Here is a 25,389-nt window from a genome sequence, read left to right as displayed (position 1 = left end):
ATCGGCGAGTTTTCCTGTGCAACAATGCGATCGCATAACTTGTAAGGGGGAGGGATGGCATTACCTCAGGGGATCACCGGATCCACCATGCCGCGGCGGCAACTCGGCCGTCACCTGCGCGATCTGCGGAATCGCGCGCGCATGACAACCAGGGTGGCGGCTCAGCGGCTGGAATGGTCGGAAGCCAAGATCTGGCGCATAGAAACCGGTCAGACCTCGCTGCGCAGCCTGGATGTCGAGGCCATGTGCCGCATCTACGGTGCGCCCGAGGACGCCATCGAACCACTGACGGCCCTGGCCCGGGAAACCAAGGCGCGCGGCTGGTGGACCGAGTACAGCGATGTCATCGACGAGGGGTACGAGGTCTATATCGGCCTCGAGGAGGCCGCGGCCCGGCTCACCACCTATGAGAACGAGCTGGTGCCGGGGCTTTTGCAGACCGAGGCGTACTACCGCGCGGTGCTCGCGGGCGCGTATCCGGGCATCTCGGCCGATCAGGTGGACCGGCGGGTGCGGGTCCGGCTGGCCCGTCAAGCCCTGCTCACCCGTGAGGAATCCCCGCTCCAGCTGGATGTGGTGATCTCCGAGGCCGTGCTCTGGCACCGCATCGGCGGCGCGGAGGTGACGCGCGGTCAGCTCGACCGGCTGCGCAAACTGGGCGAGCTCCCGAATGTCCGACTACGCCTGGTGCCCGCCGACTGCGGCTACCACCACGGCATGGACGCGGGACGCTTCGTACTGCTGGAATTCCCCGCAGCTCCCGATCGGACCGCCGAACCGCCGGTGGTCTACGTCGAATCGCTGACGGGCGCGTCCTATCTGGACAAAGACCACGATGTCGAGCGCTACCGCGAAGCCTTCGCGGCCGCCACCGCACTCGCGGTGGACGCGCTCCCCATGATCGAGACGATCCGCGCGTCGGCCTGATGCGAAAAATGGTGGGACGCTCAGCATCCCACCATTTCAGCGTCCCACCATGTCAGCCCAGTTCTTGTTCCAGGACCGCCCGATGCGTGGGCAGTGCCTGGCTGTGCAGTTCCCGGCCCTTGTCGGTGAGGCAGACGAACAGCGCCCGGCGGTCGAACTCGCACATATTGCGCGCGACCAGCCCTTCGCGTTCCAGCCGCGCCACGGCGCGTGACAATGCGCTCTGACTCAGGTGGATATCGCTGGCGAGATCGCTCATCTTGTAGCTCTCCGCCCCCGCGTCCACGAGTCGGTCGAGGGTTTCGAATTCGCTGAGCCCGATGTGGTGGCGGCCTTGCAGCTCTTTCTCGAGCGCGCACGAGGTCGTCGCGTGCCGGGCCAGCAGATCGCGCCATTCGGCGACCAACCCGCTGGTGGCGGGCCGATCGACAGGCGCTGTCGACTTCGGCATGCCCAGATCTTAGTGGTTCGGGTCATATTATGCAAACGCATTAAATGCTTGTGCATTTGATGCGCATGCATGTACTGTCCCATCTCGTGACTTTGACCGAGACCCGCGCCGCAGTGAGCACCGCGGCAGCAGATTCCACACAGTGGCCGATTCGCCTGTGGGGCATGCTCATCACCCTGTGCATCGTGCTGTTCCTGGACGGCCTGGATGTGTCGATGATCGGCGTGGCCCTGCCGTCCATCGGCGCCGAACTCGACCTTTCCCACTCCACCCTGCAGTGGCTGGTGAGCGGCTATGTGCTCGGCTACGGCGGCCTGCTGCTGCTGGGCGGCCGCACCGCCGACCTGCTGGGCCGCCGCAAGGTGTTCCTGATCGCGCTGGCCGTCTTCGCCTTGGCGTCGCTCGCAGGCGCTCTGGTCAGCTCCGGCCCGCTGCTGATCCTGACCCGATTCATCAAGGGCCTGGCCGCCGCGTTCACCGCGCCGACCGGTCTGTCCATCATCACCACCAACTTCGCCGAGGGACCGGCGCGCAACAAGGCGCTGTCCATCTACACCGTGTTCGGTGTGGGCGGCTACTCCATGGGCTTGCTCTTCGGTGGCCTCATGACCGGCCTCGGCTGGCGCTGGACCTTCCTGCTGCCGGTGCCCGTCGCCCTGGCCGCGCTGGTCGCCGCCATCTACCTGGTGCCCAAGGACAAGCCCGCCGAGGAAGGCGGACACGATCTCTTCGGTGCGCTGCTGTCCACCGCCGCCATGCTGCTGCTGGTCTACACCGTCGTCACCGCGCCCGAGGTGGGCTGGGCGTCGGCGCGCACCATCGTCTCCTTCGTGGTGGCGGTCGCCCTGTTCGCCGGTTTCGTCGCGGTCGAGAAGCGGGTGCGCTACCCGCTCATCCGCCTCGGCATCCTGAAGAAGAGCACCCTGGTGCGGGCCAGCCTGGCCATTATCGCGGTGGGCTGCTCCTACTTCAGCTGGCAGTTCATCACCACGCTGTACCTGCAGGAGACCCTGGGCTGGTCGCCGCTGAAGCTGGCTCTCGCCCTGCTGCCGGTCGGTCTGCTGGTGGTGGCCTCGGCCTTCGTCTCCGACAAGCTGGTCGATCGCTTCGGCACCGGCCCCATCATCGGGGTCACCATGGCGATCATGGCCGTCGGTTACCTGCTGTACCTGCGGCTGGACACCGATCCCAACTACCTGACCATGATGCTGCCCGCCGTACTGCTGATCGGTATCGGCTGGGTCGGCTTCCCGGCCATCAATATTCAGGCCACCAGCGGTATCGACGATGACGAGCAGGGTCTGGCGGCCGGTGTGCTGCAGACCGCCATGCAGGTCGGCGCAGCCATCGTGCTCGCGGTGACCACCGCCATCATCACCTCCGGATCGATCGTCGACGCCACCCCCGCCGAGGTGCTCGATGTCTACCGCCCGGGCCTGGAATTCGCCGCCGGGGTCTCGATCGTCGGCGCGCTGATCGCCCTGTCGGTCTACCTGCCCAAGCGGCGGGCCCGCCAGGAAGCCCAGCAGCGTGAGCTGGAGGTCGAACTGGTCGGCTGACGAATCCACCGGCCGGTCGAGCCGCAGCTCACACGGACCGACCGGCCCACCGAAAGAACTGGGGCGCATCGCTACACGCGATGCGCCCCAGTGCTGTTGGGGAGGGGCGGGGGCTAGCCCCCCGGACCCCCTTAGGCTGCGCCGCCGATTCCTGGGCTTCGCCCGCGGGGCCCTGGGTCGCGCCTCGAACTCTCTCGTGCTTCTCCCGAGAAGGCTTACAGGTCCGCCAGGCGGGGCGCGGCGGCGTCTTTGGCCGAGCGGATGAAGGTGAGCGGTGTGCCGCCTCGGCCCGTGGTGGGCCACTCGATTCCCAGGTCCGGGTCGAAAGCGTCCAGGTCTCGGTCGAATTCGGGGGTGTATTCGAGGGAGCAGAGGTAGTTGACCGTGGATTCGTCCTCGAGGGAGAGCAGGGCGTGGCCGAGGCCCTCGGACAGGAAGACCGAGCGCCGGTCGACATCGTCGATGATCACGCTGTCCCAGCGGCCGTAGGTGGGGGAGCCCGGGCGCAGATCCACGACGACGTCGAGGAAGGCGCCGCGCAGGCAGCTCACGTATTTGGCCTGCCCGGGCGGGTTCTCGGTGTAGTGGATGCCGCGCAGCACCCCGGCCGCCGAGGTGGAGGTGTTGACCTGGAGCAGATCGAACGGCCGCCCCACCGTTTTCTCGAAGGTCGAGGCCTTGAACGTCTCGACGAAGATGCCGCGGTCGTCACCGCGTAGCACCGGCGTGAACTCCCAGGCCCCCGGCACCGCCAGTTCGCGAATCCGCATCAGTGGTCCCGTCCCAGTTCCAGCAGGCCCAGCAGGTAGGCGCCGTATCCGGAGCGCACCAGCGGTTCGGCCAGCGCCCGCAATTCGTCGTCGGTGATGAAGCCCATGCGCCAGGCCACCTCCTCCGGCACGCCGATCTTGAGGCCCTGCCGTTCCTCGATGGTGCGGACATAGTTGGCGGCATCGAGCAGCGAATCGAAGGTGCCGGTGTCCAGCCAGGCGGTGCCCAGTTGCAGCACGTCCACCTGGAGGCGGCCCTGCTCGAGATACGCCCGGTTGATATCGGTGATCTCGTATTCGCCGCGCGCGGACGGCTGCAGCCCCCGCGCGATCTCGATGACATCGTTGTCGTAGAAGTACAGCCCCGGGATGGCGTAGTTCGACCGCGGCGCCTTCGGCTTCTCCTCGATGGAAATGGCTTTGCCGTCGGCGAATTCGACCACGCCGTAGGCGGTCGGATCCGATACCCGGTAGGCGAACACCGCGCCGCCGTCCAGCTTTTCGAAGCGTGCCAGGCCGGTGCCCAGGCCCGGTCCGTGGAAGATGTTGTCGCCCAGTACGAGTGCGGCCGTATCCGTGCCGATATGGTCCGCGCCCAGGACGAACGCGCGGGCCAGCCCGTCGGGTTCGGGCTGGACGATATAGCTGAGGGAGAGCCCGAACTGGCTGCCGTCGCCGAGCAGGCGTGCGAAGGCCGGGGCGTCCTCGGGGGTGGTGATCACCAGGATGTCCCGGATTCCGGCCAGCATGAGGGTGGACAGGGGGTAGTACACCATCGGTTTGTCGTAGACCGGCACCAGCTGTTTGCTCACCCCGCGCGTGATCGGGTGCAAACGCGACCCGGTGCCACCGGCCAGGATGATTCCGCGCATGTCACAGCAGTCTGCCAGTTCGGTCGAGAGTCGGCGCGGGGAGGTTCCGAGTGGACCTCGAATCGATCACGGCCGTTTACCGCCGCGCCGATGGTGCCATAAATGTTGCGTAGGTCACGTTCCCCATGGTGTTCTGAAACGGCACTATGTGAGATCTCAGCGCCGAGAGTCTCGCCGCCGGGCGCCGGGCTGTTGCCGGTTCCCCTCGTCGATGGCCCGGCGCGTCAGCGGAGGGTAGGTGCGCCATGGCAGCCACCGGCAACAACGACGTCGTCAATCCCAGTGGGGGCAGCCGCTATTCACAAGCCCTGGCACTGGGCTGCCGAGCATTGCTGATCAAAACGCTCGGCGAGAGCGTGCCCGTCACCGCCGCTACCATGCCCCTGGTCGCGGGAGTCATCAACGGGCTGGCCAAACTTCGGCCGTCCCCGCGCGGCGTGGAACGGGAGCAGGTGCGGCTCAACGGTTTCCGCATGGAGATCATCCGGCCCGCGGGCGCGCGGCGCTCGCTGCGCGACGGCGCCGTCATGTACATGCACGGCGGCGGCTTCTTCCTGTGCGGCCTGGACACCCACCGGCCCGTGGTGGCCGCGCTGGCCCGCCGCACCGGACTGCCGGTGGTGAGCGTGGAGTACCGGCAGCTGCCCGAAACAGATTTCGCCGGGGCGATCGACGACTGCCTGACCGCCTATCGCTGGCTGCTCGGCCACGGCGCGGACCCCTCCCGCATTGTCTTCGCGGGCGATTCCGCGGGCGGCTACCTGAGTTTCGCGACCGCGCTGCGGGCCCGCGATGCCTGACTGCCGGTGCCCGCGGGCCTGGTGGGGATGTGTCCCGCACTGGATCTGGACTGCACCGAGAAGCGCGCGCATCCGAATCTGCGCCGGGATCCGCTGATTCCGCTCTCCGCGCTGGAGTCGGTGGTCAAGATGGGCGCCGAGGTGAACGGCCGCCTCGATCCGGAACTGTCACCGGTCAATGCCAGCCTCGCCGGATTGCCGCCCGCCCTGCTCATTGTCGCCGAGGACGAGGTGCTGCGGCGCGACAGCGAGATCATGGCGCAGCGGCTGGCACAGGCGGGTGTGCCTGCCACGCTGGAGATCTGGCGCGGACAGGTGCACGCCTTCATGGCCATCTTCCCGACTATGCCGGAGATCCGGGCCGCCCTGGCCCATGTCGCACAATTCGTGCGCGCCCGCATTGCCGCCGAAAGCGTCGCGCGCACCGCCTGATCCACGCGAAGCCGGGAAAGAGCGAAGCCCCGCCCGGGTGGTCCGGGCGGGGCTTCGCGGCGCAATACCTGCCGGAATTACTTGGCCGGTGGGGTGAAAGGCTGGTTGACGGTGGTGAAGTACTGCACCGCGGCCAGGATGGCGACCGGGGCGGTCACGAAGATCTGACCGGCGAGGGTGCCCAGGAAGCCGACCAGGCTGGCGCCGACGAGGCAGCCGCCGAGCGGGCCCGCGCCGAACATGAGCAGCAGCGGGGTGGTGGCGGCGAAGCCGACACCGGCGCCGATGACGCAGCCCAGGGCCGCGCCGCCGATGCCACCGGCCAGGGTGCCGATGGTGGCGCCCATGGCGATGGTGTCCTTCAGGCGGTTGAAGGCCGCGACCTCACGGTCGTACTCGGACTTCCAGGGGGCCTGGTTCTCGTACGGCAGGGCGACCGGCTTGTAGACGGCCTTCTCCTCGGTGAACTCCGGGGTCAGGGTGGCGGTCCGATCGGTGATCTCCGCGGCGATCGGGAACTCGAAATCGTCGACACGGAACTTGAGTTCGGTGCCCGCGACGACGGTGCCGTTGGCGGCCTTGATCTTGAAGACACCATCCTCGACGACCATGGAACCGGCATCGGTCCGGATGATCGTGGAGGTCTCGGTCGTGGTGGCCGCGTAGTTGATCGCGTCGGCCTCGGCGGCGGGCGCGGCATTGACGGTACCGGCGGTGATGCCCATGGCAGCGATCAGCAGCGCCGACGTGGCGGCGAATTTCCTCATCAGCATCTGGTGAAAACCTCATCGAAGAGCTCGGGGGGACAGTGGAATCGAAATCCAGAGCAGCTAACACGCGGTGAACCGACTGTGACCGTTCGTTCAAAATCCGTTCACCGAGCGGACTTTCCGTTTGGTGGGTTTTCGGAAATATGCAGCGTGCGTTGGGTTTTGCCGGATCAGTTGTGCCCTATGGAAGGTGAACTAGCGGTCTCTTTGTGGCGAAGGTCACAGCGATAGTTGGCGAATTGCAATGGATTTCAAAGTGAAAGTCGCGGAGCCGCCGAGAAATTGCGACATTTGGGATCCGAGGCATGTATTCGTCGCGTAATTATACTTCTTCGTCATGTCCGAATCCGCGCAACCCGGATCCGGCGGTGGTGTAAAGAAGGCAACGTGGACGGGCCGGTGCGCTACCACCCGCCGCCGCCGACGTAGTGTTTCCGGTGTGCGACTGCTCGTAACCGGCGGCGCCGGCTGCATCGGCGCGAACTTCGTCCACCAGACCGTGACACGGCGCCCCGGCGTCCACGTCACCGTGCTGGACAAACTTACCTATGCGGGCAATCGGGCCTCGCTCGACCCGATCGCGGAGCGCATCGAGTTCGTGCGCGGCGACATCGCCGATACCGCGCTGGTCGACCGGCTGGTCGGCGGTGTGGACGCGGTGGTGCATTTCGCCGCCGAAACGCACAACGACAATTCCCTCGCCGATCCGTGGCTGTTCGTGCAGACCAATATCGTCGGCACCTATTCGCTGCTGCAGGCGGTGCGCAAGCACGGGGTGCGCTACCACCACATCTCCACCGACGAGGTGTACGGCGATCTGGAACTCGACGCGCCGAAGCGATTCACCGAAGACACTCCGTACAATCCGTCCAGCCCGTATTCGGCCGCCAAAGCCTCCAGCGACATGCTGGTCCGGGCCTGGGTGCGGTCCTTCGGCGTGCAGGCGACCCTGTCGAACTGCTCCAACAACTACGGCCCGTATCAGCATGTGGAGAAATTCATCCCACGCCAGATCACCAATCTCATCGACGGTGTGCGGCCGCGGCTCTACGGCACCGGACATCAGGTGCGCGACTGGATCCATGTCGACGACCACAACAATGCGGTCTGGGAAATCCTGCAGCGCGGGCGGATCGGGCAGACCTATCTCATCGGCGCGGACGGTGAACGCGACAACAAATCCGTGGTGCAGTTGATTCTGGAGGCGTTCGGCCGCGACCGCGACGACTTCGACCATGTCACCGATCGGCCCGGGCACGATCTGCGCTATGCCATCGATGCCGGACTGCTGCGCACCGAACTCGGCTGGGAACCCGAATATCGCGACTTCCGCACGGGCCTCGAACAGACCATCGCCTGGTATCGCGACAACGAATCCTGGTGGCGGCCGATGAAAGCCGCCACCGAGAACGCGTATGTCGCGGCGGGCGAGAAAGTCCTGTAATCAGCCCCAGACGATGCTGGAGTACTTGGCGATCGCGGCGATCAATGCGACCGCGGTCGCCACGCTCACCGCGATGGCCGGACCGCGCGAGGGCGTGCGGCCCCGGGCATCGGTGAGCCGCAATGGCATCCAGCGCAGGATCACCGCGAAACCGAGCAGCGCGAGCGGCACGAAATAGCGGCCCTGCACACCGTCGATGATGTAGTAGCCGACCGGCGTGAACGACATATAGAGCGTCACGTAGATCATGGCCACGCTGGCCAGAATGGTCAGCGCGATCAGCCAGGTGCGCACCGTATTCGCGCTCTCGGCGCTCATGCGATCGGAGATGCCGAAGCTCACCGCGAAGGCCAGCAGGCAGGCCAGAATGGTGATGGCCGGGACATCGATATAGGCGAAACCGAGTTCACCGAAGAACTGGGTGAACCAGCGCTGATCGCGCAGTGCGATGGAGTCGCCGAACACGCTGAGGAAATGCAGCGGATCGCCGAGGATGTCCTTCAGCTGATCGCCCGGGCGCACCGTGCCCCACTGGTGCTCGGGGCGCATGAGGCTCATACCGTCGCCGGTCGGGGCGGCGATCCTCATCCACGCCGCGAAGGCCGCGCCGCCGATGGCCGCGCACACCCACGGCAGCGCGCGCTGCCACACGGCCGGGCGCTCGGCATTGCCGAAACCGAAGCGGCGCGCGGGAATCAACACGGTCAGCATGGCCAGCAGCACGTAGGTCGGCTTGCACACCGGCAGCAGGATGGTGGCGGCGCACGCCGCGACGGTCTCCGGGCGGCTCAGCCGCTCGCCCAGGAACAGGCCCTTCACAATGAGCGCCGACACCAGCAGCGCCAGCGCGTTGGTCACCGTGTCGGCGGTGACCGTACCGGCCTGGAACAGCGCGATCGGCAGCACCGCCACCGTCAGGGCCAGCCACTGGATGCGATGCCCGCGCAGGATCCGGATGGCGAAGCCGACGATCACCAGATAGGCGAGCAGGCCCGCCCAGCGGGTCGCCATGATCATGCCGCCGACGCTCAGGTCCAGGGCTTCGGCGATGCGGATGCCCGCGGCCGGGGGTAGGTACGGAATCGGCGAGTACGCGGCGGTATTGGTGAACCAGACCTCGGAGGTCTTGGCCGACACCGGCGCCTTGCCGAGCCGGTCGTAGGCGCCCGCGTCGGCCACCATCGGATCCGGTTCTTCCGGATTCTGCTGATAGTCGTGGAAGGCGTAGCTCATGAGCGCGTCGATGCTCACCGGCACCTGCCCGCCCCAGGCGGGTCCGCGCGTGTCGTGAATCTTCTGCGGCGTGATCCCGCCGTGCGCCACCTGGTAGGCCCGGCCGAACTGGGTGATCTCGTCATGACCCCAGAACGGCGGCGTGACCACGGAGAACACGGCGCCGAAGACACCGGCGAGCAGGAGGAAAACCAGTGTCGCCGAGCCGAATCGCCGCTCGACCCCGGCCAGCGTCCGCCGCAGGCCGGTGGGCGCGACCTGCTCCGCGGGCTTGGTCGCGGTCGCGGTCGGCTCGGCTGCGGTCTCGGTGGGCTCAGCTGCGGGCGCGGTCGTCGCGGTCATGCCGGTTTCGTCGGTTGTTACCACAACGTCCGATTCTGCTGTGCCATTGCCGGAATGCGCGGCAAGGGCGGGCGAATCGTTCGTGGCATCCGGTTCGGTCCGGATGGTCATCGCCGCGAACCGCCCGGCCGTTCGGTCGCGGGTTCATCGGTTCCGACCGCGGAATAGCGCAGGTAGACCAGGCGCGCCGCCTCGTGCCGGGACCGGCGGATACCGTCCAGGACCAGGCCCGCGGTCCAGGCCAGCGAGCCGAGCAGCAGCAGGGTGAAGCCCAGGAACAGCGTCGGGAACCGCGGCACCTCGTGAATCCGGTAGAACTCGATCACGATCGGGGTGATGAGCACGACCGACAGAATCCAGGCCAGGGTCCGAACACGCCGTAGAAGGCAACCGGCCGTTCGTGCCGGGCCAGGCCGACGATGAGGTTCAGGATCTTGAAGCCGTCGTGATAGGTGCGCAGCTTGGATTCGCTGCCCGCGGGGCGATCCTTGAAACCGACCGGCACCGAGGTCTGCGGGACCCGCAGATGTAGCGAATGCACGGTCAGCTCGGTCTCGATCTCGAATTCCTTCGACACCGCGGGGAAGCTCTTCACGAAGCGCCGGGAGAACACCCGGTAGCCGCTCAGCATGTCTTCGACATTCTCGCCGAACACCTGCGCGACCACGCCGTTGAGCACCTTGTTGCCGGTGGCGTGACCCGGGCGGTAGGCGGCCTCGCCCGCCAGCTCGCGGCGCACGCCGAGCACATGGTCGTACGGGCCGGTCAGCAGCGCCTCGATCATCTTCGGGGCGGCGAAGGCGTCGTAGGTGTCGTCGCCGTCGATCATCAAATAGATATCGGCCTCGATATCGGCGAACGCGCGCCGCACCACATTGCCCTTGCCCTTGCGGTATTCGCTGCGCACGATCGCGCCCGCCTCCGCCGCACGCGCCGCGGTGGCGTCGGTACTGCGGTTGTCGTAGACATAGACGACGATTCCGGGAACGGCGGCCTTGAGGTCGGTGACAACCTTCGCCACCGCTGCCTCTTCGTTGTGGCACGGCACTATGGCGGCAATGCGAAGCTCGGTGGAGTCCACCCGGTCAATCCTCTGATCGGAGGCGAATACGAACACGGGGAGGGTACCCGACCCGTTGGGATATATGGGTGGGGCGGGCCTGCGGTACCGTCGGCCGGGTGTCCAGCAGTGAGTCGGCGACCGTGACCGAACCCGTTCCGCAATCCCTGGTCGGCAAGGTGAAGGCCGCGCTACGCCAGGGCATCGGCGCATTCGTCGTGGTCGGCACGATCGGCTTCCTGGTCGACGCGGGCGTCTACAACGGGCTGGTGTTCTGGGGCGGGGAAGGGCCGCTGTTCCACTCGCCGGTACCGGCCAAGATCATCGCCATTCTCACCGCCACCGTGGTCACCTATTTCGGCAACAAAGGGTGGACCTATTCCGATCACGAGAGCGGCAATAATGGCCGCCATATTCTGGTTTACGCACTGCTCAACGTGATGGCCATCGGCCTCCAGTCGGGCTGTCTCGGATTCTCGCGCTATGTCCTCGGACTGGACAGTCCCTTGGCGGACAACATCTCCGGCACCATCGTCGGTCAGGCGGTGGCGATGGGGTTCCGCTACTGGGCATACGGGAAATTCGTGTTCACGCCCGCGCGGGATACCGATCGTTAGCGCGGGTTCACACTGCTGTCTGGCGAGTCGGTTGGTATTCTCGCCCCGCCGTGCGTGACAGTGGAGGTGCGTTCCACGTCGGGTGTGCCGGTGTCTGTTGTGATCGAGGGATGTCGAGGGATTCATGGATGCGTCGGCTGGACAAGCCGTGACCGAAATCAATGACCGGCCGACCGCCGGGGCCCCCGCGACGCTACGCGCGGACCATGCGGCGCCCGAGCGGCTGGTGCTACAGCGCGGCCTGTTCCACGGTCCGGCCCCGCGGATCAGCGAGGAGCTGTACGCGCTCGTGAAGGGCGGCAAGGCGCACCGGGAACGGTTCAGCCTGCGGATGGACAAGGGCGCCACCGTCAGCACCAATACCTACTTCGGCCGCTTCGCCGCCGCGTACTGGCAGCGCTGGACCACGGTCACCGCCGTCGAGGTCGGCATGACCCTCGAGGTCACCGGTAAGACCAAGGTGCGGCTGGCGGCCTCCGATATCGCCGGGCACCGACGGGTCGTGGCCACGGCGGAGACCCGGGAAACCGGTCGCATCGTGCTCGGCGCCAACCTCGACATGTATATCGACGGCGGCGCCATCTGGGTGGAGATCGACGCCATCGGCGGCGAGGTCACCATTACCGATCTGGAATGGACCGCGGCCGCGCCCGATCATGTGCGCCCGGTGGCCATTGCCATCTGCACGTTCAACCGCGCGCCCGACTGCGCGCAGACGGTGGCCGCGCTGGCCTCCGATCCGACCGTGCTGGTGGCCATCGACGCCGTCTACGTCGTCGATCAGGGCACCGATCTGGTGCAGGATCAGCCGCTGTTCCTTGAGACCGAACCCAAGTTCGGCGACAAGCTGCGCTATATCCGGCAGCCGAATCTCGGTGGCGCGGGCGGTTTCACGCGCGGGCTCTACGAGGTGTCCGCGGCCAATGAGCACGCCGACGTCATCCTCATGGATGACGACATCCTGTGCGAGCCGGAAACGGTCCTGCGGCTCAACGCCTTCGCCAATATGACCGTCGAGCCGACGCTGGTCGGCGCGCAGATGCTGTTCCTCTACAACCCCGACTACCTGAATGTCGGTGCGGAGGAGACGAATCTGGGCAAGCTGCGGCACGGCCAGAAGGTGTCCAAGGCGCTGCGCAATACCAGCATGCTCAAGAAGAACCAGGAACGCCGCGTGGACGCCGGGTACAACGCCTGGTGGACCTGCCTCATCCCCGCCGAGGTGGTGGCCCGCATCGGTCTGCCGGTGCCGATCTTCTTCCAGTGGGACGATGTCGAATACGGCCTGCGCGCCCGGGAGAACGGTTTCGTCACCGTCACGCTGCCGAATGCCGCGGTGTGGCACGCCGACTTCTACTGGAAGGATTTCGACGACTGGGCGCGCTACTTCTCCTCGCGCAACTCGCTCATCGTCTCCTCCCTGCACACCGATCTGGATCCGAAAGCCATTACCCGCCAGCTGTTCCGGGAGATCGGCGAATACCTGGTCGGCATGCAGTACGGCCTGGCCCACACCACCCTGCAGGGCATCGAGGACTACCTGAAGGGCCCGGAAGCCCTGCGCGACGGCGGTATCGCCGCCCTGGCCGCCGCCCGCGGCTCCCGCTCGGACTACCCCGAAACCATCAAACACCCGGCCGCCACCGCGCCGGTCCCGCAGTCGCACATCCACCTGCGCCGCGCCGGAGGCGAACCCAGCCGCCGCCTCCTCATCCTCTTCAAGCGCGCCCTCAACCAGTGGACCGGCCGCACCCAGCACGGCCTCGTGGGCATCACCCGCGAAGACGCCCACTGGTGGCACGTCTCCCTCTTCGACCACGTGGTGGTCACCGACGCCTCCCAATCCGGCGTCCGAATCCGCAAGCGCGACAAGGCAACCGCCCGCCGCCTCCTGCTGCGTGCCTACAAGCTGCTGAAGCAACTCCGCAAGGAACTCCCCACCCTCCAGAACCGCTGGCGCGCCGCCATGCCGGAACTGACCAGCCGCGAAAACTGGGAACGCCTCTACGGCATCAACCAGGAGAAGTAGGCAGCAGCGCGGGCGCGGCCCCGCACTGCTGAACGGTGGGTGTCGCGCGGCCTGCGCCGCCCGGTGGGTGTGGGCGCGGTTCGGCGCCGCAGGCTAAGGGGGGTGGGGGCTTAGCCCCCACCCCCCTTTTTCCTTTTCAGGGTCGAGTCGTGAGCAGTGTGCGGGTCGCGGTGGCGATATCGTCGTCCAGCCAGTCCGGCAGCGATTCGGCATGGGCGTGGCGGCGCAGGGTGGCATAGGGGAGATCGACGATCGCCCTTGCCACCGCATCGATTTCACGCGGCCCGGCGGAGCCGTAGACACCCAGCGTCACCCGGTGCAGCTGCTCGATGAGCGGGGCGTTCATGGTGGCGAGCCGCTCACGGAACTCGGTATCGGGCGCACCGTCGAGCAGATCGCTGACGCGCAGGTTGAGGAGCAGTTTGGCGTCCTCCTGACATTCGCGGCCGAAGGTGATGGAGGCGGCGCTCATGGCGACCCCGGCCTCGAGCGGATCCTCCTGTTCGGCGGCGGCGAGCACCCGGGCTTGGAAGCGTTCCAGCGCGCGGATCCACGCCGCGGTGAGTACGCCGTTGCGATTGCCGAAGCGGTGGTAGAGCGTGCCGACCGGGGCGCCGCTGGCGTCCGCGATGGCGGCCACGCTGGCCGCGCGCGGACCGTCGCGCAGCACCAGGGTGCGGACTGCGTCGAGGATCACGTCGGTGTCGTGCTTCCGGGGAGGTGCCATGAACTAGTACAGTCCTTCTATATGGAGCATTTGCCCTATATCGATTCGCATTCCAGAGTAGTCACCGCCGATCCCGCGCAGACATGGGCTGCTCTGCTGCGCACGACCTGCAAGAACCCTGATGATTTGAGCACACTGTTCAGCGGATTCACCCTGGACGAGGCCGATCCGCCCCGCCGATTGGCGGCGAAAGGGCAGCATCCGTTCTCTCGATACCGGCTCACCTTCCTGCTCGACGAGATAGAACCGGGCAAAACGCGCATCACCGCCGAAAGTCACGCTGTCTTCCCCGGAATCGGGGGCAGTATCTACAAAGCCCTGGTCATCGGCAGCGGCGGCCATCGCGTCGTGGTCCGGAACATGCTGCGGCGCATAGCCGATGAGACGAGGAAACCAAAATGATCACTCCCGGCCAGCGGTGGGGCGTGACCCCCGCCGAACTCGGCATGGACATGCCGTGCGACGACGAGGTTCCCGGGCAGGCCGTGATCTGCGATCGCGCCGTGTCGATCGACGCGCCGCCGCCGCTCGTCTACGCTTGGCTCTGCCAGTTGCGTGCCGCGCCCTATAGCTACGACCTGCTGGACAACTGGGGTCGCCGCAGCCCCCGCCAGCGCGATCCGAAGCTGACGGAACTGGCTGTGGGACAACGGTTCATGAGCGTCTTCGACCTGGAGAACTTCACCCCGGACGTGCAGGTCACGCTGCGCACCGGGGGAGTGGCCGTCACCTACGCGGTGCGCCCGGCCGAATCGGGCAGCCGCCTGCACGCCCGGGTCCGCTTCCGCGGTCCGGCATGGCTGCTGCCGCCGGTCATCCTCGGCGACTTCGTTATGATGCGCAAACAGCTGCTCACCCTGAAAGAGCTGGCCGAAGACGAGGCGCGGGCCGCGATCTGAACCGCGGCCCGCCACCCGGATCAGCCGACGGAACCGGTACTCGGCCTCGGATCGTTGTCCACCACTGCGCACGTGCTCGATGGACGACACGTGCCGGGATACGGTTTCACCGGGCTTGTGAACCGGCGGATCCTGCTCCCAACTGCCCGGCTTGTGCCGACCCGGCTCCCAGGTGCCGTCCGGCTTCTGGCGGCCCGGCTCCCACTCGCCCGGCTCCCAGCGCGGCGGCGGGGTTTCCATGGTCCCCGGCTTTGTATAGGCCGGGCAGTCCACGAAGACGCCCCGCTTGTCGCGGGTGGGCACAGAGGTCGTCTCCTCGACGACGACCGCAGGCACACCGATGGCGTCGCAGGTCACCCTGTGGGTGATGCGGTAGGTATCGTCCGTATCGTTCCAGCAGACCGTCTGATCACACGAGACGCCCGGCGCCAACTCGACCTTCTCGGCCGCCGCCTGCGGTGCGACCAGGCCGACGGCGGCCGCGAACAGGCCGGTGGTGATGCCGAATCCGGCGGCAAATCGTTTTTGTCCCAATGAACTCTCCTCGATTCGTTATCGCCCCCGACAAGCGCGGGGAGACCGCGTCTCCCGGGGGCATATCGGCGATCGAGTCGAATTCGCTACAGAATTGCGTTCTCGCAGAACGTCTTTCGTATCACAGGAACAGATCGGTGGTGAGCGGTCCGTCGCCCGGCGTGACCCGGTACTTCTCCAGATCGGTGATCCCGTGCGCGGCGAGCACCTCGTCATCGATGAAGAAATTGCCGGTCGTGTCCTTGCCCGGTGAGGTGAGCACCAGATAGGTGGCATCGGCGTAGATGTCGGGCGTCCGGGAGGTGGAGATCATCTCTTCCCCGCCGAGCAGATTCTTGACCGCGGCCGTGGCAATGGTGGTGCGCAGCCACAGCGAGTTCACGCCGATACCGTACTTGCGCAGTTCCTCCGCCAAACCCAGTGTGGTCAGCGACATTCCGTACTTGGCAATGGTGTAGCCCAGCGCCATGCCCGCCCATTTCGGATCCAGGTTCAGCGGCGGCGACAGCGTGAGAATGTGCGGATTCCGCCCCGCCTGCGCGGAGTCCTTCAGGGCCGGAACGCACAGCTTCGACAGCAGGAAACTGCCGCGGCAGTTGATGTCCTGCATGAGGTCGTACTTCTTCATCGACAGGATCTCGGTGGGGGAGATGTCGATGGCGGAGGCATTGTTCACCACCATGTCGATACCGCCGAAGTTCGCGATGGTCCGCTGCACCGCCTCGGCCACCGCCCCGTCGTCGCGCACATCGCCGACGTACTTCAGCACCGTGCCGCCCGCCGCCTCCAGTTCCGCCGCCGCGGTATGGATGGTTCCCGGCAGTTTGGGATGCGGTTGATCGGTCTTGGCGATGAGCGTGATGTTGGCGCCGTCGGCCGCCGCCCGCTTGGCGATCTCCAGCCCGATTCCGCGACTCCCGCCGGACATGATCATCGTCCGGCCCGCCAGCGGCTTGGATGCTTCCGTCATGGTCAGCTCCTGTTCGTTGCTTTCGCTCCGATCTCGATGATCGCGCGTCGGTAGTGCAGGCGCTACCCCGTGGGTTCGGTTTTCGATACCGGAACTCGGGTGGTCGCGCTATCGGCAGGACGAGATCGAATTCCTAGGCTCGAAGGAGCCGGGCAGACCCGGCCTGAACAGTAGGAATGCCTTTCCATGAGCACATTCCGGCGGTCCCGCGGTGCGCTGGCCGGTCTCGGCGTCGTGGCCGTCCTCGCGGCCTCGGCCTGCGGCACCGGTGGCTCGGAGACCGAACCGAACGGTGCGAACGCCGCGCTCACCCAGGCCCTGGAGTCCTTGGTGCGCGCTGGCTTCCCGGGCGTGCAGGCGGTCATCGACGGGCCCGGCGGGCACCGGATCGTGACCAAGGGCGCCGGTGATCTGGCCACCGGCGCACCCTTCGCCGATGACGCCCGCGTCCGAATCGGCAGCAATACCAAGACTTTCGTCTCCACCGTGGTGTTGCAGCTGGCGGCGGAGGGCCGGATCGAGCTGGACGCGCCGGTCGAGCGGTACCTGCCCGGAGTGGTGCGGGGCAATGGCAATGACGGCAACCGCATTACCGTGCGCCAGCTGCTGCAGCACACCAGCGGGCTGCCGGACTACCTCGGCGGTGGCGGCCCCGATATCAAGGCCGCGCCGGATACCCCGCAGCTGGAAGTGCTCACGGATGCGGTGCGCTGGCGCCACTACCAGCCGGAGGAACTGGTGCGCATCGCCATGTCCATGCCGCCGCAATACGAGCCGGGCGCGAAATCGGTGTACACCAATACCAACTACATCCTGCTCGGCGTACTGATCGAGAAGGTCACGGGCAAGCCCGCGGCCGCGGCGATCACCACGCGCATCATCGAACCGCTCGGCTTGCGCGACACCTACGTTCCGGCCGACGGCGAAACCGGCATCCGCGGGCCGCATCCCGTCGGATATCAGGAAATCGACGGTCGGCGAGTCGATTTCACCGATCAGGACCCTTCTTGGGGCGGCACCGCAGGCGACATGATTTCCACCGGAGCGGATCTCAACCGCTTCTTCGCCGCCCTGCTCGCCGGGAAGCTGCTGCCCGCCGCCCAGCTCGAGCAGATGAAGCAGACCGTGCCTTTCGACCGAAAGCCCGGCAGCCCTTACGGATTGGGCCTGGTCCGGCACAACGTCTCGTGCGGCAAGGAGGTGTGGGGCCACGGCGGCAGCATTCCGGGCTTCGGCACCAGCACCGGTGTGGCCGCCGACGGCACCGCCGTCGCATTGACCGTGAACCAGTTGCCGTCCAGCGAGGCCGCCGACGCGGCCGTGGACCAGGCATTCGATGCCGCGTTCTGCGGATGAGGGAGAACATGATGCGCACCACGAAGCTCACCCGCGCGCGCCGGGTCGGGACGGCGGCCATGGCGGCCGCTCTCCTCGGCCTCACCGTCGCGGCCTGTACGCCCGCCGCCGACGGCGAGACCCCGTCGGACCGGTTCACCGGTCAGCAGCTGGACTGGAAATCCTGCGGTGAGGAGAGCCTGGACAAGGCCGGAGCGCAATGCGCGGATGTCATCGTTCCGGTGGATTACGCAGCGCCCCAGGGTGACACGATGACGGTGGCGATCTCCCGCATCTCCTCCCCGGATCCGTCGCAGCGGCGCGGGATCATGCTGTCGAATCCGGGTGGTCCGGGCCTCGACTACATCATCAGCGTCTCCGATGCCATGACTCCCGATGTCCGCGCCCGCTACGACCTCATCGGCATGGATCCGCGCGGCGTCGGCCGCTCGACCCCGATCGATTGCCGGTGGACCCGCGGCTTCGGCCTGCAATCGGCCGGTCCGGATGCCGCGAGCTATGCGGAAACCGTTGCCACCCAGGCGGATCTGGCCGAGCGTTGCGTCGCGAACGAGGGTGATCGCCTGCGCCACATCAGCACTCGCAATACCGCCCGCGATATGGACCTCATTCGCGCCGTGCTCGGCGAGGACAAGATCAATTACATCGGCACTTCGTACGGCACCTATCTGGGCGCGGTCTACACCCAGATGTTCCCCGAGCGCAGCGACCGCGTGGTGCTGGACAGCTCGGTCGATCCGGCCCGCTACGGCGCGGTCCAGATGATGCAGGACATGGGCCCGGCCAATGAGGCCGCCGTCGACCTCTGGGCGGACTGGACCGCCGCCCGCGACGGCGAATACCACCTCGGCGCCACCCGCGAGGCGGTGCGCGCCACCGTCACCGACCTGATCCGCCGTTCCGCCGAACGCCCCATCCGCTTCGGCCAATTCGATCTCACCGAACACGATGTCCCGCTGCTGCTGTTCACCACGCTCGACGATCCGCGCAAGTACGACAAGGCCGCCAAGGCCATGCGCCAACTCGCCGATGCCGCCGACGGCAAACCCGTCGACCCTGATCCGGAGATCGCCGAGAACCTCGCGATCCTCCTGCACGCCGACCCGGAGGACGCTTCCCCGCAGATGGCCATCATGTGCGGTGACGTGCCCGTGAACCGCGATCCCGCCTGGTACTGGCGCAATATCGAAGCCGCCCGCGCCACCCAGCCCCTGTTCGCCGACTTCGCCAACAACATCACCCCCTGCGCCTTCTGGCCCGAACCCGCCGAACCGGCAACCGTCGTGAACAACTCCGTCCCCGCCCTCATCGTCCAATCCACCGGCGACACCCGCACCACCTACGCCAATGCCCAGGGCATGCGCCGCGCCCTCACCGCCTCCCGCCTGGTCACCCTGGAAAACGTCGCCATCCACTCCCTCTTCGGCAACTACCCCAGCACCTGCATCGACAACGCCGTCAACACCTACTTCCGCGACGGCACCCTCCCCGACTCCGACTACACCTGCCGTGCGGACAGCTGATCCACGACGGAACCCGAGCGCCCCGCCACCATGGCGGGGCCTCGGCGCGTCCGAGGGTGGGGTGGGGGTGTCGCTAGGTTGGTGGGGTGATCTGGGATTTCGTAACCGGGGCCGAGAGCGGGTGCGGGTGATGTCTTGGGTGGGCAGGCGGCTGGGGGAGCTGCCCGGGGCGCTCGCGTATCTGGCGGTCGGGGCGGTTACCGGTGTCGTGGCCATGTTCGCGGTGGTCGGGCTGGTGTTCGTGGCCGGTTTGTGCCTGATCGGGGTGGGGTTACCGGCCGTGCCGGAGGCGCTCAAGATGGTGCGTCCGCTGGTGCGGGTCGAGCGGCGGCGGACGGGCAAGCGGCTCGGGGAGCCGATCGAGGTGTCGTATGTGCCGTTCACCGGTGATCTGCGGCAGCGCTTGCGGGCGGTGGTCGCCGATCCGGCAAATCGGCGCGATATCGGGTACCTCTGCTTGCATGCGGTCGCCGGGCTGCCGCTGGCGATCATCGCGGTGTCGCTGGCGTTCAGCGTGGTGAATCAGCTTGCGATTCCGTCGTATTGGCAGCTGTTGCCGCCGGGCACGATCAGCAACTTCGGTTTCACGGTCGACGGCTGGACCACCGCCATCCTGAGTGCCCTGCTCGCGATACCGGTTGGGGCGCTGACCTTGCAGATGCCGCGGGTCGCGCGGTGGCAGGCACTGACGGCGCGGGCGCTGCTCGGGCCCGCCGAGGGCGCGATGCTGGCGCACCGGGTCGCCGAGCTGACCGAGACCCGGGCCGCCGCGCTGGACGCGCACGGGGCCGAACTGCGCCGCATCGAGCGGGACCTGCACGATGGGGCGCAGGCCCGGATCGCCGCGGTGATCATGCAGCTCGGACTGGCCGAGCAATTGCGCGAGCGCGATCGCGAGGCCGCCGACGACATGGTGCGCAAGGCGCAGGACACCGCGCACGCGGCGCTGGCCGAACTGCGGGATGTGGTGCGCACCGTGTATCCGCCGGTGCTCGCGGATCGCGGGCTGTACAGCGCGGTGTCGGCATTGGCCGCGCGCAGCCCGATTCCGTGCGTTCTGAATATCGACGGTTCCACCGCACCCGACGCGGTCGGGGTGGATTCGAGCCAATCGGTCCGGCGGCCCGCGGCGGTGGAGGCGGCGGCGTATTTCGTGATCGCGGAGGCATTGACCAATGCGACCAAGCACTCTGGGGCGCAGCAGGTTTCGGTCCGACTCGGTGGGGACGCCGAGCGACTGATCGTCGAGGTGATCGATGACGGGGTGGGCGCGGCGCACGAGACCGAGGGCGGCGGGCTTGCCGGTATCCGGCGGCGGGCCGAGGCTCTGGACGGGCGCATGCTGCTCACCAGCCCGGCGGGCGGGACTACTGTGGTGCGAGTGGAGCTGCCATGCGGATCGTGATCGCCGAGGACGACGCCCTCCTGCGGGAAGGGCTGGCCTTGCTGCTGAAAACCGCGGGCATGGAAGTGGTCGCGGCCGTGGACAATGCCGACGATCTGCTGAAGGTGGTGACCGCCGACCGCCCCGACGCCATGGTGGTGGATGTCCGCATGCCGCCCATCTTCACCGATGACGGACTGCGGGCGGCGGTGCGCGCCCGCGAGATTCATCCCGGCCTGCCGGTCCTGGTGCTGTCGGCCTGGGTGGAGGACAGCTACGCGGGCGAACTGCTCGGCGACGGCGCGGGCGGAGTCGGCTATCTGCTCAAGGAGCGCGTCGGCAATGTGGAGCGCTTCCTGGACTCGCTGCGCCGGGTCGCGGCGGGCGGCACCGCCATGGATCCGGAGGTGATCTCCCAGCTGCTGGTGCGCCGCCGCGCCGACGACCCACTGGCCGCCCTCACGCCGCTCGAACGCGAAGTCCTGGCCCTCATGGCCGAGGGCCTCGCCAACACCACCATCGCGGAACGGCTGGTCGTCACCGAAGCCGCCGTGCACAAACACATTCGGAGCATCTTCGCCAAGCTCGGCCTGGCCGCCGACGATGCCGGACATCGCCGCGTCCTGGCCGTCCTCGCCTACTTGAACGCCTAGCGCCGCAACGGCACCCGGCTTATGGGACGGGACGCTGGTGGCGGCGATACCCGTGAATGCCGCCACCAGTCCCCGTGATCAGCCGTCCCGATCAGCGGCGGCGACCACGCTCCTTGTACATCTGGCGCTGGGCCTTGCTGATATCCCGCCACACCTTCTGGCGTTCGGCGCGCAGCCGGTTGTCGGTGCGCGTGGCCATCCACTCGTTCTCCCGGCTCAGCTTGCGGTAGCTGTCGAGCCGCCGCTGCGGCAGCTCACCGGATTCGATGGCCGCCAGCACCGCGCAGCCCGGCTCCGTCTCATGTGCGCAATCGGCGAAACGGCATGCAGCGGCGAAGGATTCGACATCGCTGAAGGTGCGGCCCAGGCCCTCGGCGGCATCCCAGAGTCCGACCGAACGGAGACCGGGGGTGTCGATGAGGGTGCCGCCGCCCGGCAGTGGGCGCAGTTCGCGGTGCACCGTGGTGTGGCGGCCGCGTTTGTCACCGGCGCGAACTTCATTGGTGGCGAACACATCCGCTTCCAGCAGGGCATTGGCGAGAGTGGATTTGCCCGCACCGGAAGCGCCGAGCAGTGCGACGGTGCCGTTCAGCACCGCGCCCAGCACTTCCATGCCGTAGCCGCTCGAGGCGCTCACCGCCAGCACGGTCGCGCCGGGTGCCACGGCCCGCACCTCGTCGATCGAAAGATCGTGCGCCAGATCGGCTTTCGTCAGCACCACGACGGGCTGCGCCCCGGATTCCCAGGCCAGCGCGAGCATGCGCTCGATACGCCCGAGATCCACATCGTCACCGGCGGCGCAGATCAGCACGGTGTCCACATTGGCGGCCAGCACCTGATTGGCGGAGCGGGCCTTGGCATCCGAATGTCCGGATACCGCAGCGCGGACGATGGCCGTCCGGCGCGGAAGCAGCTGCCGCACCATGCGATCGGCATCGATGGCCACCCAGTCGCCGGTGCACAGCCCGCTGATCTCGGAATTCGAGGGCGGGCACTGGGCGCGCACGATGGCCGCGCGCAGGCGGCTCTCGTAATCGGGGGTGGGCAGCGGCGCCGCCACATCGCATTCACTGCGATCCATGCGGAGCACGCGGGCCGGAATCAGCGAATCACCGAGCAGCGGAAGGTATTCGGCCGCGATCGCCGGGGTCCAGCCGTAGGGGGAGAGCAGGTCGAAATCGACCAGAGACATTTGGGGAGTCCTTTGTCGGGCGCCGAGCCCGTCCCGGGACTCAGCGCTGGGAAGTCGAGATGGATACGCGTGCGGCGAGCACTCGCCGGGGCACGACAATCCGCACTGTCGTCTTCACGTAATCCACCTCCTCATCTCCCTCGAGCAGCCGTTACCGGCTGCGCACCGAACAGAACGGCATCACCTTCTCAGGTCCGCCGGGCCCGTGCAACCTATTTTCCGGGCACCTTCGTCTGCGGCTTCCGGAACTGTTCGCGGCGGCCCAGCCGCTGCAACCGCAGCCATTCCACGAAGCCCGCCGGATCCTTCTGCTGGAGCAGGAAGAACCACCCGAACCGGGCGACCTCCTGCGGTAGCAGCTTGCGCATACCGGGCTGCGACATGAGATATCCGCGATTGCGGTAGGTGAAGTACCGCTTCACCGGATCGTCCGGGTACTGGGTGTGTATGCGCCCGCCCATGATCGGCTTGAACTCGGCCGAACCATTCGGGTGCAGGTAGGCGGTCTGCAAACAGGTGCCGAACGGCAGTCCCGAGCGCACCAGCCGCCGGTGCACCTCCACCTCGTCACCGCGCACGAACAGGCGTAGGTCCGGCACGCCGATCACATCCACGGCCTCCGCGGAAATCAGCGCTCCATTGAACAGCGAGGCGATACCCGGCAGGAAATCCTCGTCGCCCAGCTCGGAGCGCAACCGTCGCCACACCACGCCGCGGCGCAGCGGGAAGGCCAGCCGATCCGGATCGTCGATATCGGCCACCACCGGCGACACCTCGACCAGCTGATGCCGCTGCGCGCAATCGAACAGCGTGGCAAGCACTTCCGGGCCTTCGGGCCGCCCGTCGTCATCGGCCAGCCACACCCAGTCCGCGCCCTTGGTGAGCGCGTGCAGCATGCCGAGCGCGAAGCCGCCCGCGCCGCCGAGGTTGTGTTCCGAACCCAGATAGGTGGTCTCGATCGGCTGCTGGTTCACCAGCTCGGCGACCTCGGCCTCATTGGCATTGTCGACCACGATCAAATGGTCGATGGCCCGCGACTGCGCGCAGATCACCTTGAGCGATTCGGCCAGCAGTTCACGGCGTTTGTGCGTCACCACGATGGCGACGATGCGGGCATCGTCGCCGAAATGCGGGGTGGTGGGTTCAGTCATGCGGGATTCCGTTCGGGTTCACGTTCGCGTTCCATATCCCGCAGCACCGCTGCCACGTGATCGCCCGCCTCCGGGCCTTCGTAGGCGCGCACCACTTCCTCGATGCCGCCGTGCATGCGGACCTGCCCGTGGTCGATCCACAGCGCGGAATCGCAGAGCTGGGCCAGGAATTCATTGGAGTGGCTGGCGAAGGCCAGAATGCCGGAGCGCGAGACCAGCTGCTGCAACCGGATGCGTGCCTTCTTCATGAATTCCGCGTCGACCGCGCCGATGCCCTCGTCGAGCAGCAGGATCTCCGGATCGATGGAGGTCACCACGCCCATGGCCAGCCGCACCCGCATACCGGTGGAGTAGGTGCGCAGGGGCATCTCGAGATAATCGCCCAGTTCGGTGAATTCGGCGATCTCATCGATTTTGGCCAGGATTTGCTTGCGTGTCTGCCCGAGGAACAGACCGCGAATAATGATGTTGTCGTAGCCGGAGATCTCCGGATCCATGCCGACGCCGAGATCGAACACCGGGGCCACCCGGCCGCGAATCCGCGCACTGCCGCGGGTCGGCTCGTAGATGCCCGAAAGCAGCCGCAGCAGTGTGGATTTGCCCGCGCCATTGTGGCCGACGAGACCGATCCGATCGCCTTCCTTCAGCGACAGATTGATATCCCGCAGCGCCTCCACGACCACCACATCGGACTGATTGCGCCCGATGGCGCCGCCCGCCTTGCCGAGGAACGCCTTCTTCAGCGACCGCGATTTGGCGTCGAAGATGGGAAACTCCACCCACGCGTTCTGGGTCTCGATACTCACATGGTCTGTCATTGAGCCTTCACACCCAGTAGGGAACGCGGGAACGGAATTGCTTCATAGTAAGTATGGCAACGATCCAGCCGACGACCGTGAAGGCCAGCACCACCACCCAGCTGCGCAACACGATGGGATCGCCGAGCAGCGGCGCGCGCACGATCTCCAGATAGTGGTAGGTCGGCACCAGCTCGACCAGCTTGGCGCGTTCGCTCACCGTGCCGCCCTGATCGTGCAGCGCCTTGGTGCTCCACATCACCGGGGTGAGCACGAACAGCATGAGCGTGGTGCTGCTCAGAATCGGCGCGAGGTCGCGGTAGCGGGTGCTGAAGATGCCGAAGGCGATGGACACCCACATGGCATTGGCGAACAGCAGCAGAATGCCCGGAATGACCAATAGGACGGTCCAGTCGAGGTTCTTCCACACCGCGAAACCCACCAGCATGACCAGGTAGATGGCCATATTGTGGGCGAAGAACAGGAATTGCCGCCAGACCAGGCGATAGACGTGCACGCTCAGCGCCGAGGGCAGCTGTTTGATCAGCCCCTCGTTGGCGATGAACACATCGGAGCCCTCGAGAATGCTGGCGGAGATGACACCCCAGACGATCAGGCCGACCGTCACATAGGGCAGGTATTCCTTCAGCGGCTGGTCGAGCAGCGTGGAGTACAGGATGCCCATGGCCGCCGCCTGCAATCCGGTGGCGATGGTGATCCAGAACGGCCCGAGCACCGAGCGCCGGTAGCGCTGCTTGATGTCCTGCCAACCGAGCGAAAGCCACAGCTCACGCTGCGAGAATCCGTCGCGGAAGTCCTTGAACGCGCGACCGAAGGATTGCGAGTCCGACACTAGCGGCACCGGAGCATTGTCCGTTGTCGCTTCGGCCGTGGCCG

At 66.9% G+C, this 25,389-nt stretch carries 24 protein-coding genes and 1 pseudogene; 12 read left to right on the top strand and 13 right to left on the bottom strand.

Going from position 1 to position 25,389, the window contains the following annotated elements:
• Positions 1 to 54 precede the first annotated feature (54 nt).
• Positions 55 to 927 carry a helix-turn-helix domain-containing protein gene (locus NC4_RS03165; protein ID WP_067531979.1) on the top strand — a complete coding sequence of 291 codons (873 nt, stop codon included), beginning with the start codon at positions 55 to 57 and terminating at the stop codon, positions 925 to 927.
• Between the two features lie 52 nt (positions 928 to 979).
• On the opposite strand, the gene NC4_RS03160 is transcribed toward NC4_RS03165, so the two are convergent.
• Entirely contained in the window at positions 980 to 1,378 is a 399-nt protein-coding gene (locus NC4_RS03160) for a MarR family transcriptional regulator (protein ID WP_067531977.1), read from the bottom strand.
• Positions 1,379 to 1,443: 65 nt separating this feature from the next.
• Between NC4_RS03160 and NC4_RS03155 the strand changes: the two genes are divergently transcribed.
• Positions 1,444 to 2,937, top strand: a complete 1,494-nt coding sequence (locus tag NC4_RS03155; RefSeq protein ID WP_439957475.1) for an MFS transporter — start codon at positions 1,444 to 1,446, stop codon at positions 2,935 to 2,937.
• Positions 2,938 to 3,152: 215 nt separating this feature from the next.
• On the opposite strand, the gene NC4_RS03150 is transcribed toward NC4_RS03155, so the two are convergent.
• The gene (locus NC4_RS03150) at positions 3,153 to 3,707 is read right to left on the bottom strand and encodes a dTDP-4-dehydrorhamnose 3,5-epimerase family protein (protein ID WP_067531975.1); all 555 of its coding nucleotides are present in this window, start codon (positions 3,705 to 3,707) and stop codon (positions 3,153 to 3,155) included.
• Positions 3,707 to 4,579, bottom strand: a complete 873-nt coding sequence (gene rfbA, locus NC4_RS03145; protein WP_067531973.1) for a glucose-1-phosphate thymidylyltransferase RfbA — start codon at positions 4,577 to 4,579, stop codon at positions 3,707 to 3,709. Before rfbA ends, NC4_RS03150 begins: the two co-directional genes overlap by 1 nt.
• Positions 4,580 to 4,824: 245 nt before the next feature.
• Between rfbA and NC4_RS03140 the strand changes: the two are divergent.
• Positions 4,825 to 5,811: pseudogene (locus NC4_RS03140) on the top strand (alpha/beta hydrolase).
• 77 nt (positions 5,812 to 5,888) lie between these two features.
• On the opposite strand, the gene NC4_RS03135 reads toward NC4_RS03140, so the two are convergent.
• Complete coding sequence (locus NC4_RS03135) at positions 5,889 to 6,584, bottom strand: DUF8020 domain-containing protein (RefSeq protein WP_067531971.1); 696 nt, start codon at positions 6,582 to 6,584, stop codon at positions 5,889 to 5,891.
• 436 nt (positions 6,585 to 7,020) lie between these two features.
• Between NC4_RS03135 and rfbB the strand changes: the two genes are divergently transcribed.
• Entirely contained in the window at positions 7,021 to 8,025 is a 1,005-nt protein-coding gene (gene rfbB, locus NC4_RS03130; RefSeq protein ID WP_067531969.1) for a dTDP-glucose 4,6-dehydratase, read from the top strand.
• Here the strand turns inward: rfbB and NC4_RS03125 are convergent, their stop codons facing one another.
• From NC4_RS03125 to NC4_RS03120, 3 genes are read right to left on the bottom strand one after another with little or no spacing between them, the layout of a single operon-like run.
• The gene (locus NC4_RS03125) at positions 8,026 to 9,711 is read right to left on the bottom strand and encodes a DUF2142 domain-containing protein (protein WP_067531967.1); all 1,686 of its coding nucleotides are present in this window, start codon (positions 9,709 to 9,711) and stop codon (positions 8,026 to 8,028) included.
• Positions 9,708 to 9,944 carry a hypothetical protein gene (locus NC4_RS42110; RefSeq protein ID WP_245721462.1) on the bottom strand — a complete coding sequence of 79 codons (237 nt, stop codon included), beginning with the start codon at positions 9,942 to 9,944 and terminating at the stop codon, positions 9,708 to 9,710. The genes NC4_RS03125 and NC4_RS42110 overlap by 4 nt, the downstream gene beginning before the upstream one ends.
• Positions 9,923 to 10,681: a glycosyltransferase gene (locus tag NC4_RS03120; RefSeq protein WP_245721461.1), complete on the bottom strand. Its 759-nt coding sequence runs from the start codon at positions 10,679 to 10,681 to the stop codon at positions 9,923 to 9,925. Before NC4_RS03120 ends, NC4_RS42110 begins: the two co-directional genes overlap by 22 nt.
• A 98-nt stretch (positions 10,682 to 10,779) precedes the next feature.
• Between NC4_RS03120 and NC4_RS03115 the strand changes: the two genes are divergently transcribed.
• Together NC4_RS03115 and NC4_RS03110 are read left to right on the top strand one after the other, a co-directional pair.
• On the top strand, positions 10,780 to 11,277 hold the full coding sequence (locus tag NC4_RS03115; protein WP_245721460.1) for a GtrA family protein: 498 nt from the start codon (positions 10,780 to 10,782) through the stop codon (positions 11,275 to 11,277).
• A gap of 124 nt (positions 11,278 to 11,401) precedes the next feature.
• Complete coding sequence (locus tag NC4_RS03110; RefSeq protein ID WP_067531965.1) at positions 11,402 to 13,306, top strand: glycosyltransferase; 1,905 nt, start codon at positions 11,402 to 11,404, stop codon at positions 13,304 to 13,306.
• Positions 13,307 to 13,442: 136 nt separating this feature from the next.
• Here NC4_RS03110 and NC4_RS03105 read toward each other — a convergent pair whose 3' ends face one another.
• Entirely contained in the window at positions 13,443 to 14,033 is a 591-nt protein-coding gene (locus NC4_RS03105; RefSeq protein ID WP_067531963.1) for a TetR/AcrR family transcriptional regulator, read from the bottom strand.
• 21 nt (positions 14,034 to 14,054) lie between these two features.
• On the opposite strand from NC4_RS03105, the gene NC4_RS03100 reads away from it, so the two are divergent.
• Both NC4_RS03100 and NC4_RS03095 read left to right on the top strand, forming a co-directional pair.
• A complete protein-coding gene (locus NC4_RS03100) occupies positions 14,055 to 14,435 on the top strand; it encodes a hypothetical protein (RefSeq protein WP_067531961.1) in 381 nt (126 codons plus the stop codon).
• Entirely contained in the window at positions 14,432 to 14,932 is a 501-nt protein-coding gene (locus NC4_RS03095; RefSeq protein WP_157554192.1) for an SRPBCC family protein, read from the top strand. The genes NC4_RS03100 and NC4_RS03095 overlap by 4 nt, the downstream gene beginning before the upstream one ends.
• A 655-nt stretch (positions 14,933 to 15,587) precedes the next feature.
• Here the strand turns inward: NC4_RS03095 and NC4_RS03090 are convergent.
• Positions 15,588 to 16,436 (bottom strand): SDR family oxidoreductase, encoded by an 849-nt coding sequence (locus NC4_RS03090; RefSeq protein WP_067531959.1) that lies wholly within the window; start codon positions 16,434 to 16,436, stop codon positions 15,588 to 15,590.
• Between the two features lie 186 nt (positions 16,437 to 16,622).
• Here NC4_RS03090 and NC4_RS03085 point away from each other — a divergent pair, with 186 nt between their 5' ends.
• From NC4_RS03085 to NC4_RS03070, 4 genes are all read left to right on the top strand, one after another.
• Positions 16,623 to 17,792, top strand: a complete 1,170-nt coding sequence (locus tag NC4_RS03085; protein ID WP_067531957.1) for a serine hydrolase domain-containing protein — start codon at positions 16,623 to 16,625, stop codon at positions 17,790 to 17,792.
• A gap of 8 nt (positions 17,793 to 17,800) precedes the next feature.
• The gene (locus NC4_RS03080) at positions 17,801 to 19,315 is read left to right on the top strand and encodes an alpha/beta hydrolase (RefSeq protein WP_245721459.1); all 1,515 of its coding nucleotides are present in this window, start codon (positions 17,801 to 17,803) and stop codon (positions 19,313 to 19,315) included.
• Positions 19,316 to 19,445: 130 nt separating this feature from the next.
• Positions 19,446 to 20,720 (top strand): sensor histidine kinase, encoded by a 1,275-nt coding sequence (locus NC4_RS03075; RefSeq protein ID WP_067531955.1) that lies wholly within the window; start codon positions 19,446 to 19,448, stop codon positions 20,718 to 20,720.
• A complete protein-coding gene (locus tag NC4_RS03070; RefSeq protein WP_067531953.1) occupies positions 20,708 to 21,352 on the top strand; it encodes a response regulator in 645 nt (214 codons plus the stop codon). Before NC4_RS03075 ends, NC4_RS03070 begins: the two co-directional genes overlap by 13 nt.
• Positions 21,353 to 21,443: 91 nt before the next feature.
• Here the strand turns inward: NC4_RS03070 and rsgA are convergent, their stop codons facing one another.
• The 4 genes from rsgA to wzm form a co-directional block, all read right to left on the bottom strand.
• Entirely contained in the window at positions 21,444 to 22,544 is a 1,101-nt protein-coding gene (gene rsgA, locus NC4_RS03065) for a ribosome small subunit-dependent GTPase A (RefSeq protein ID WP_084528391.1), read from the bottom strand.
• 212 nt (positions 22,545 to 22,756) lie between these two features.
• Positions 22,757 to 23,695, bottom strand: a complete 939-nt coding sequence (glfT1, locus tag NC4_RS03060; RefSeq protein ID WP_067531951.1) for a galactofuranosyltransferase GlfT1 — start codon at positions 23,693 to 23,695, stop codon at positions 22,757 to 22,759.
• On the bottom strand, positions 23,692 to 24,513 hold the full coding sequence (gene wzt / locus NC4_RS03055) for a galactan export ABC transporter ATP-binding subunit Wzt/RfbE (RefSeq protein ID WP_067531949.1): 822 nt from the start codon (positions 24,511 to 24,513) through the stop codon (positions 23,692 to 23,694). The genes glfT1 and wzt overlap by 4 nt, the downstream gene beginning before the upstream one ends.
• Positions 24,514 to 24,520: 7 nt before the next feature.
• Positions 24,521 to 25,354, bottom strand: coding sequence for a galactan export ABC transporter permease subunit Wzm/RfbD (gene wzm / locus NC4_RS03050; RefSeq protein ID WP_067531947.1), 834 nt, complete (start codon positions 25,352 to 25,354; stop codon positions 24,521 to 24,523).
• Between the last annotated feature and the right edge of the window lie 35 nt (positions 25,355 to 25,389).

The sequence above is a fragment of the Nocardia crassostreae genome (genome assembly GCF_001613405.1).
GTDB lineage: Bacteria > Actinomycetota > Actinomycetes > Mycobacteriales > Mycobacteriaceae > Nocardia > Nocardia crassostreae.
This window is presented reverse-complemented; position numbering and strand designations above follow the sequence as displayed.

Excerpts from the sequence above, each read along its gene's own strand:
- NC4_RS03165 (WP_067531979.1), top strand. The coding sequence starts at position 55 with ATGGCATTACCTCAGGGGATCACCGGATCCACCATGCCGCGGCGGCAA.
- NC4_RS03160 (WP_067531977.1), bottom strand. The coding sequence starts at position 1,378 with ATGCCGAAGTCGACAGCGCCTGTCGATCGGCCCGCCACCAGCGGGTTG.
- NC4_RS03155 (WP_439957475.1), top strand. The coding sequence starts at position 1,444 with ATGCATGTACTGTCCCATCTCGTGACTTTGACCGAGACCCGCGCCGCA.
- NC4_RS03150 (WP_067531975.1), bottom strand. The coding sequence starts at position 3,707 with ATGCGGATTCGCGAACTGGCGGTGCCGGGGGCCTGGGAGTTCACGCCG.
- rfbA (WP_067531973.1), bottom strand. The coding sequence starts at position 4,579 with ATGCGCGGAATCATCCTGGCCGGTGGCACCGGGTCGCGTTTGCACCCG.
- NC4_RS03135 (WP_067531971.1), bottom strand. The coding sequence starts at position 6,584 with ATGCTGATGAGGAAATTCGCCGCCACGTCGGCGCTGCTGATCGCTGCC.
- NC4_RS03125 (WP_067531967.1), bottom strand. The coding sequence starts at position 9,711 with ATGACCATCCGGACCGAACCGGATGCCACGAACGATTCGCCCGCCCTT.
- NC4_RS03110 (WP_067531965.1), top strand. The coding sequence starts at position 11,402 with ATGGATGCGTCGGCTGGACAAGCCGTGACCGAAATCAATGACCGGCCG.
- NC4_RS03105 (WP_067531963.1), bottom strand. The coding sequence starts at position 14,033 with ATGGCACCTCCCCGGAAGCACGACACCGACGTGATCCTCGACGCAGTC.
- NC4_RS03100 (WP_067531961.1), top strand. The coding sequence starts at position 14,055 with ATGGAGCATTTGCCCTATATCGATTCGCATTCCAGAGTAGTCACCGCC.
- NC4_RS03095 (WP_157554192.1), top strand. The coding sequence starts at position 14,432 with ATGATCACTCCCGGCCAGCGGTGGGGCGTGACCCCCGCCGAACTCGGC.
- NC4_RS03090 (WP_067531959.1), bottom strand. The coding sequence starts at position 16,436 with ATGACGGAAGCATCCAAGCCGCTGGCGGGCCGGACGATGATCATGTCC.
- NC4_RS03085 (WP_067531957.1), top strand. The coding sequence starts at position 16,623 with ATGAGCACATTCCGGCGGTCCCGCGGTGCGCTGGCCGGTCTCGGCGTC.
- NC4_RS03080 (WP_245721459.1), top strand. The coding sequence starts at position 17,801 with ATGATGCGCACCACGAAGCTCACCCGCGCGCGCCGGGTCGGGACGGCG.
- NC4_RS03075 (WP_067531955.1), top strand. The coding sequence starts at position 19,446 with ATGTCTTGGGTGGGCAGGCGGCTGGGGGAGCTGCCCGGGGCGCTCGCG.
- NC4_RS03070 (WP_067531953.1), top strand. The coding sequence starts at position 20,708 with ATGCGGATCGTGATCGCCGAGGACGACGCCCTCCTGCGGGAAGGGCTG.
- rsgA (WP_084528391.1), bottom strand. The coding sequence starts at position 22,544 with ATGTCTCTGGTCGATTTCGACCTGCTCTCCCCCTACGGCTGGACCCCG.
- glfT1 (WP_067531951.1), bottom strand. The coding sequence starts at position 23,695 with ATGACTGAACCCACCACCCCGCATTTCGGCGACGATGCCCGCATCGTC.
- wzt (WP_067531949.1), bottom strand. The coding sequence starts at position 24,513 with ATGACAGACCATGTGAGTATCGAGACCCAGAACGCGTGGGTGGAGTTT.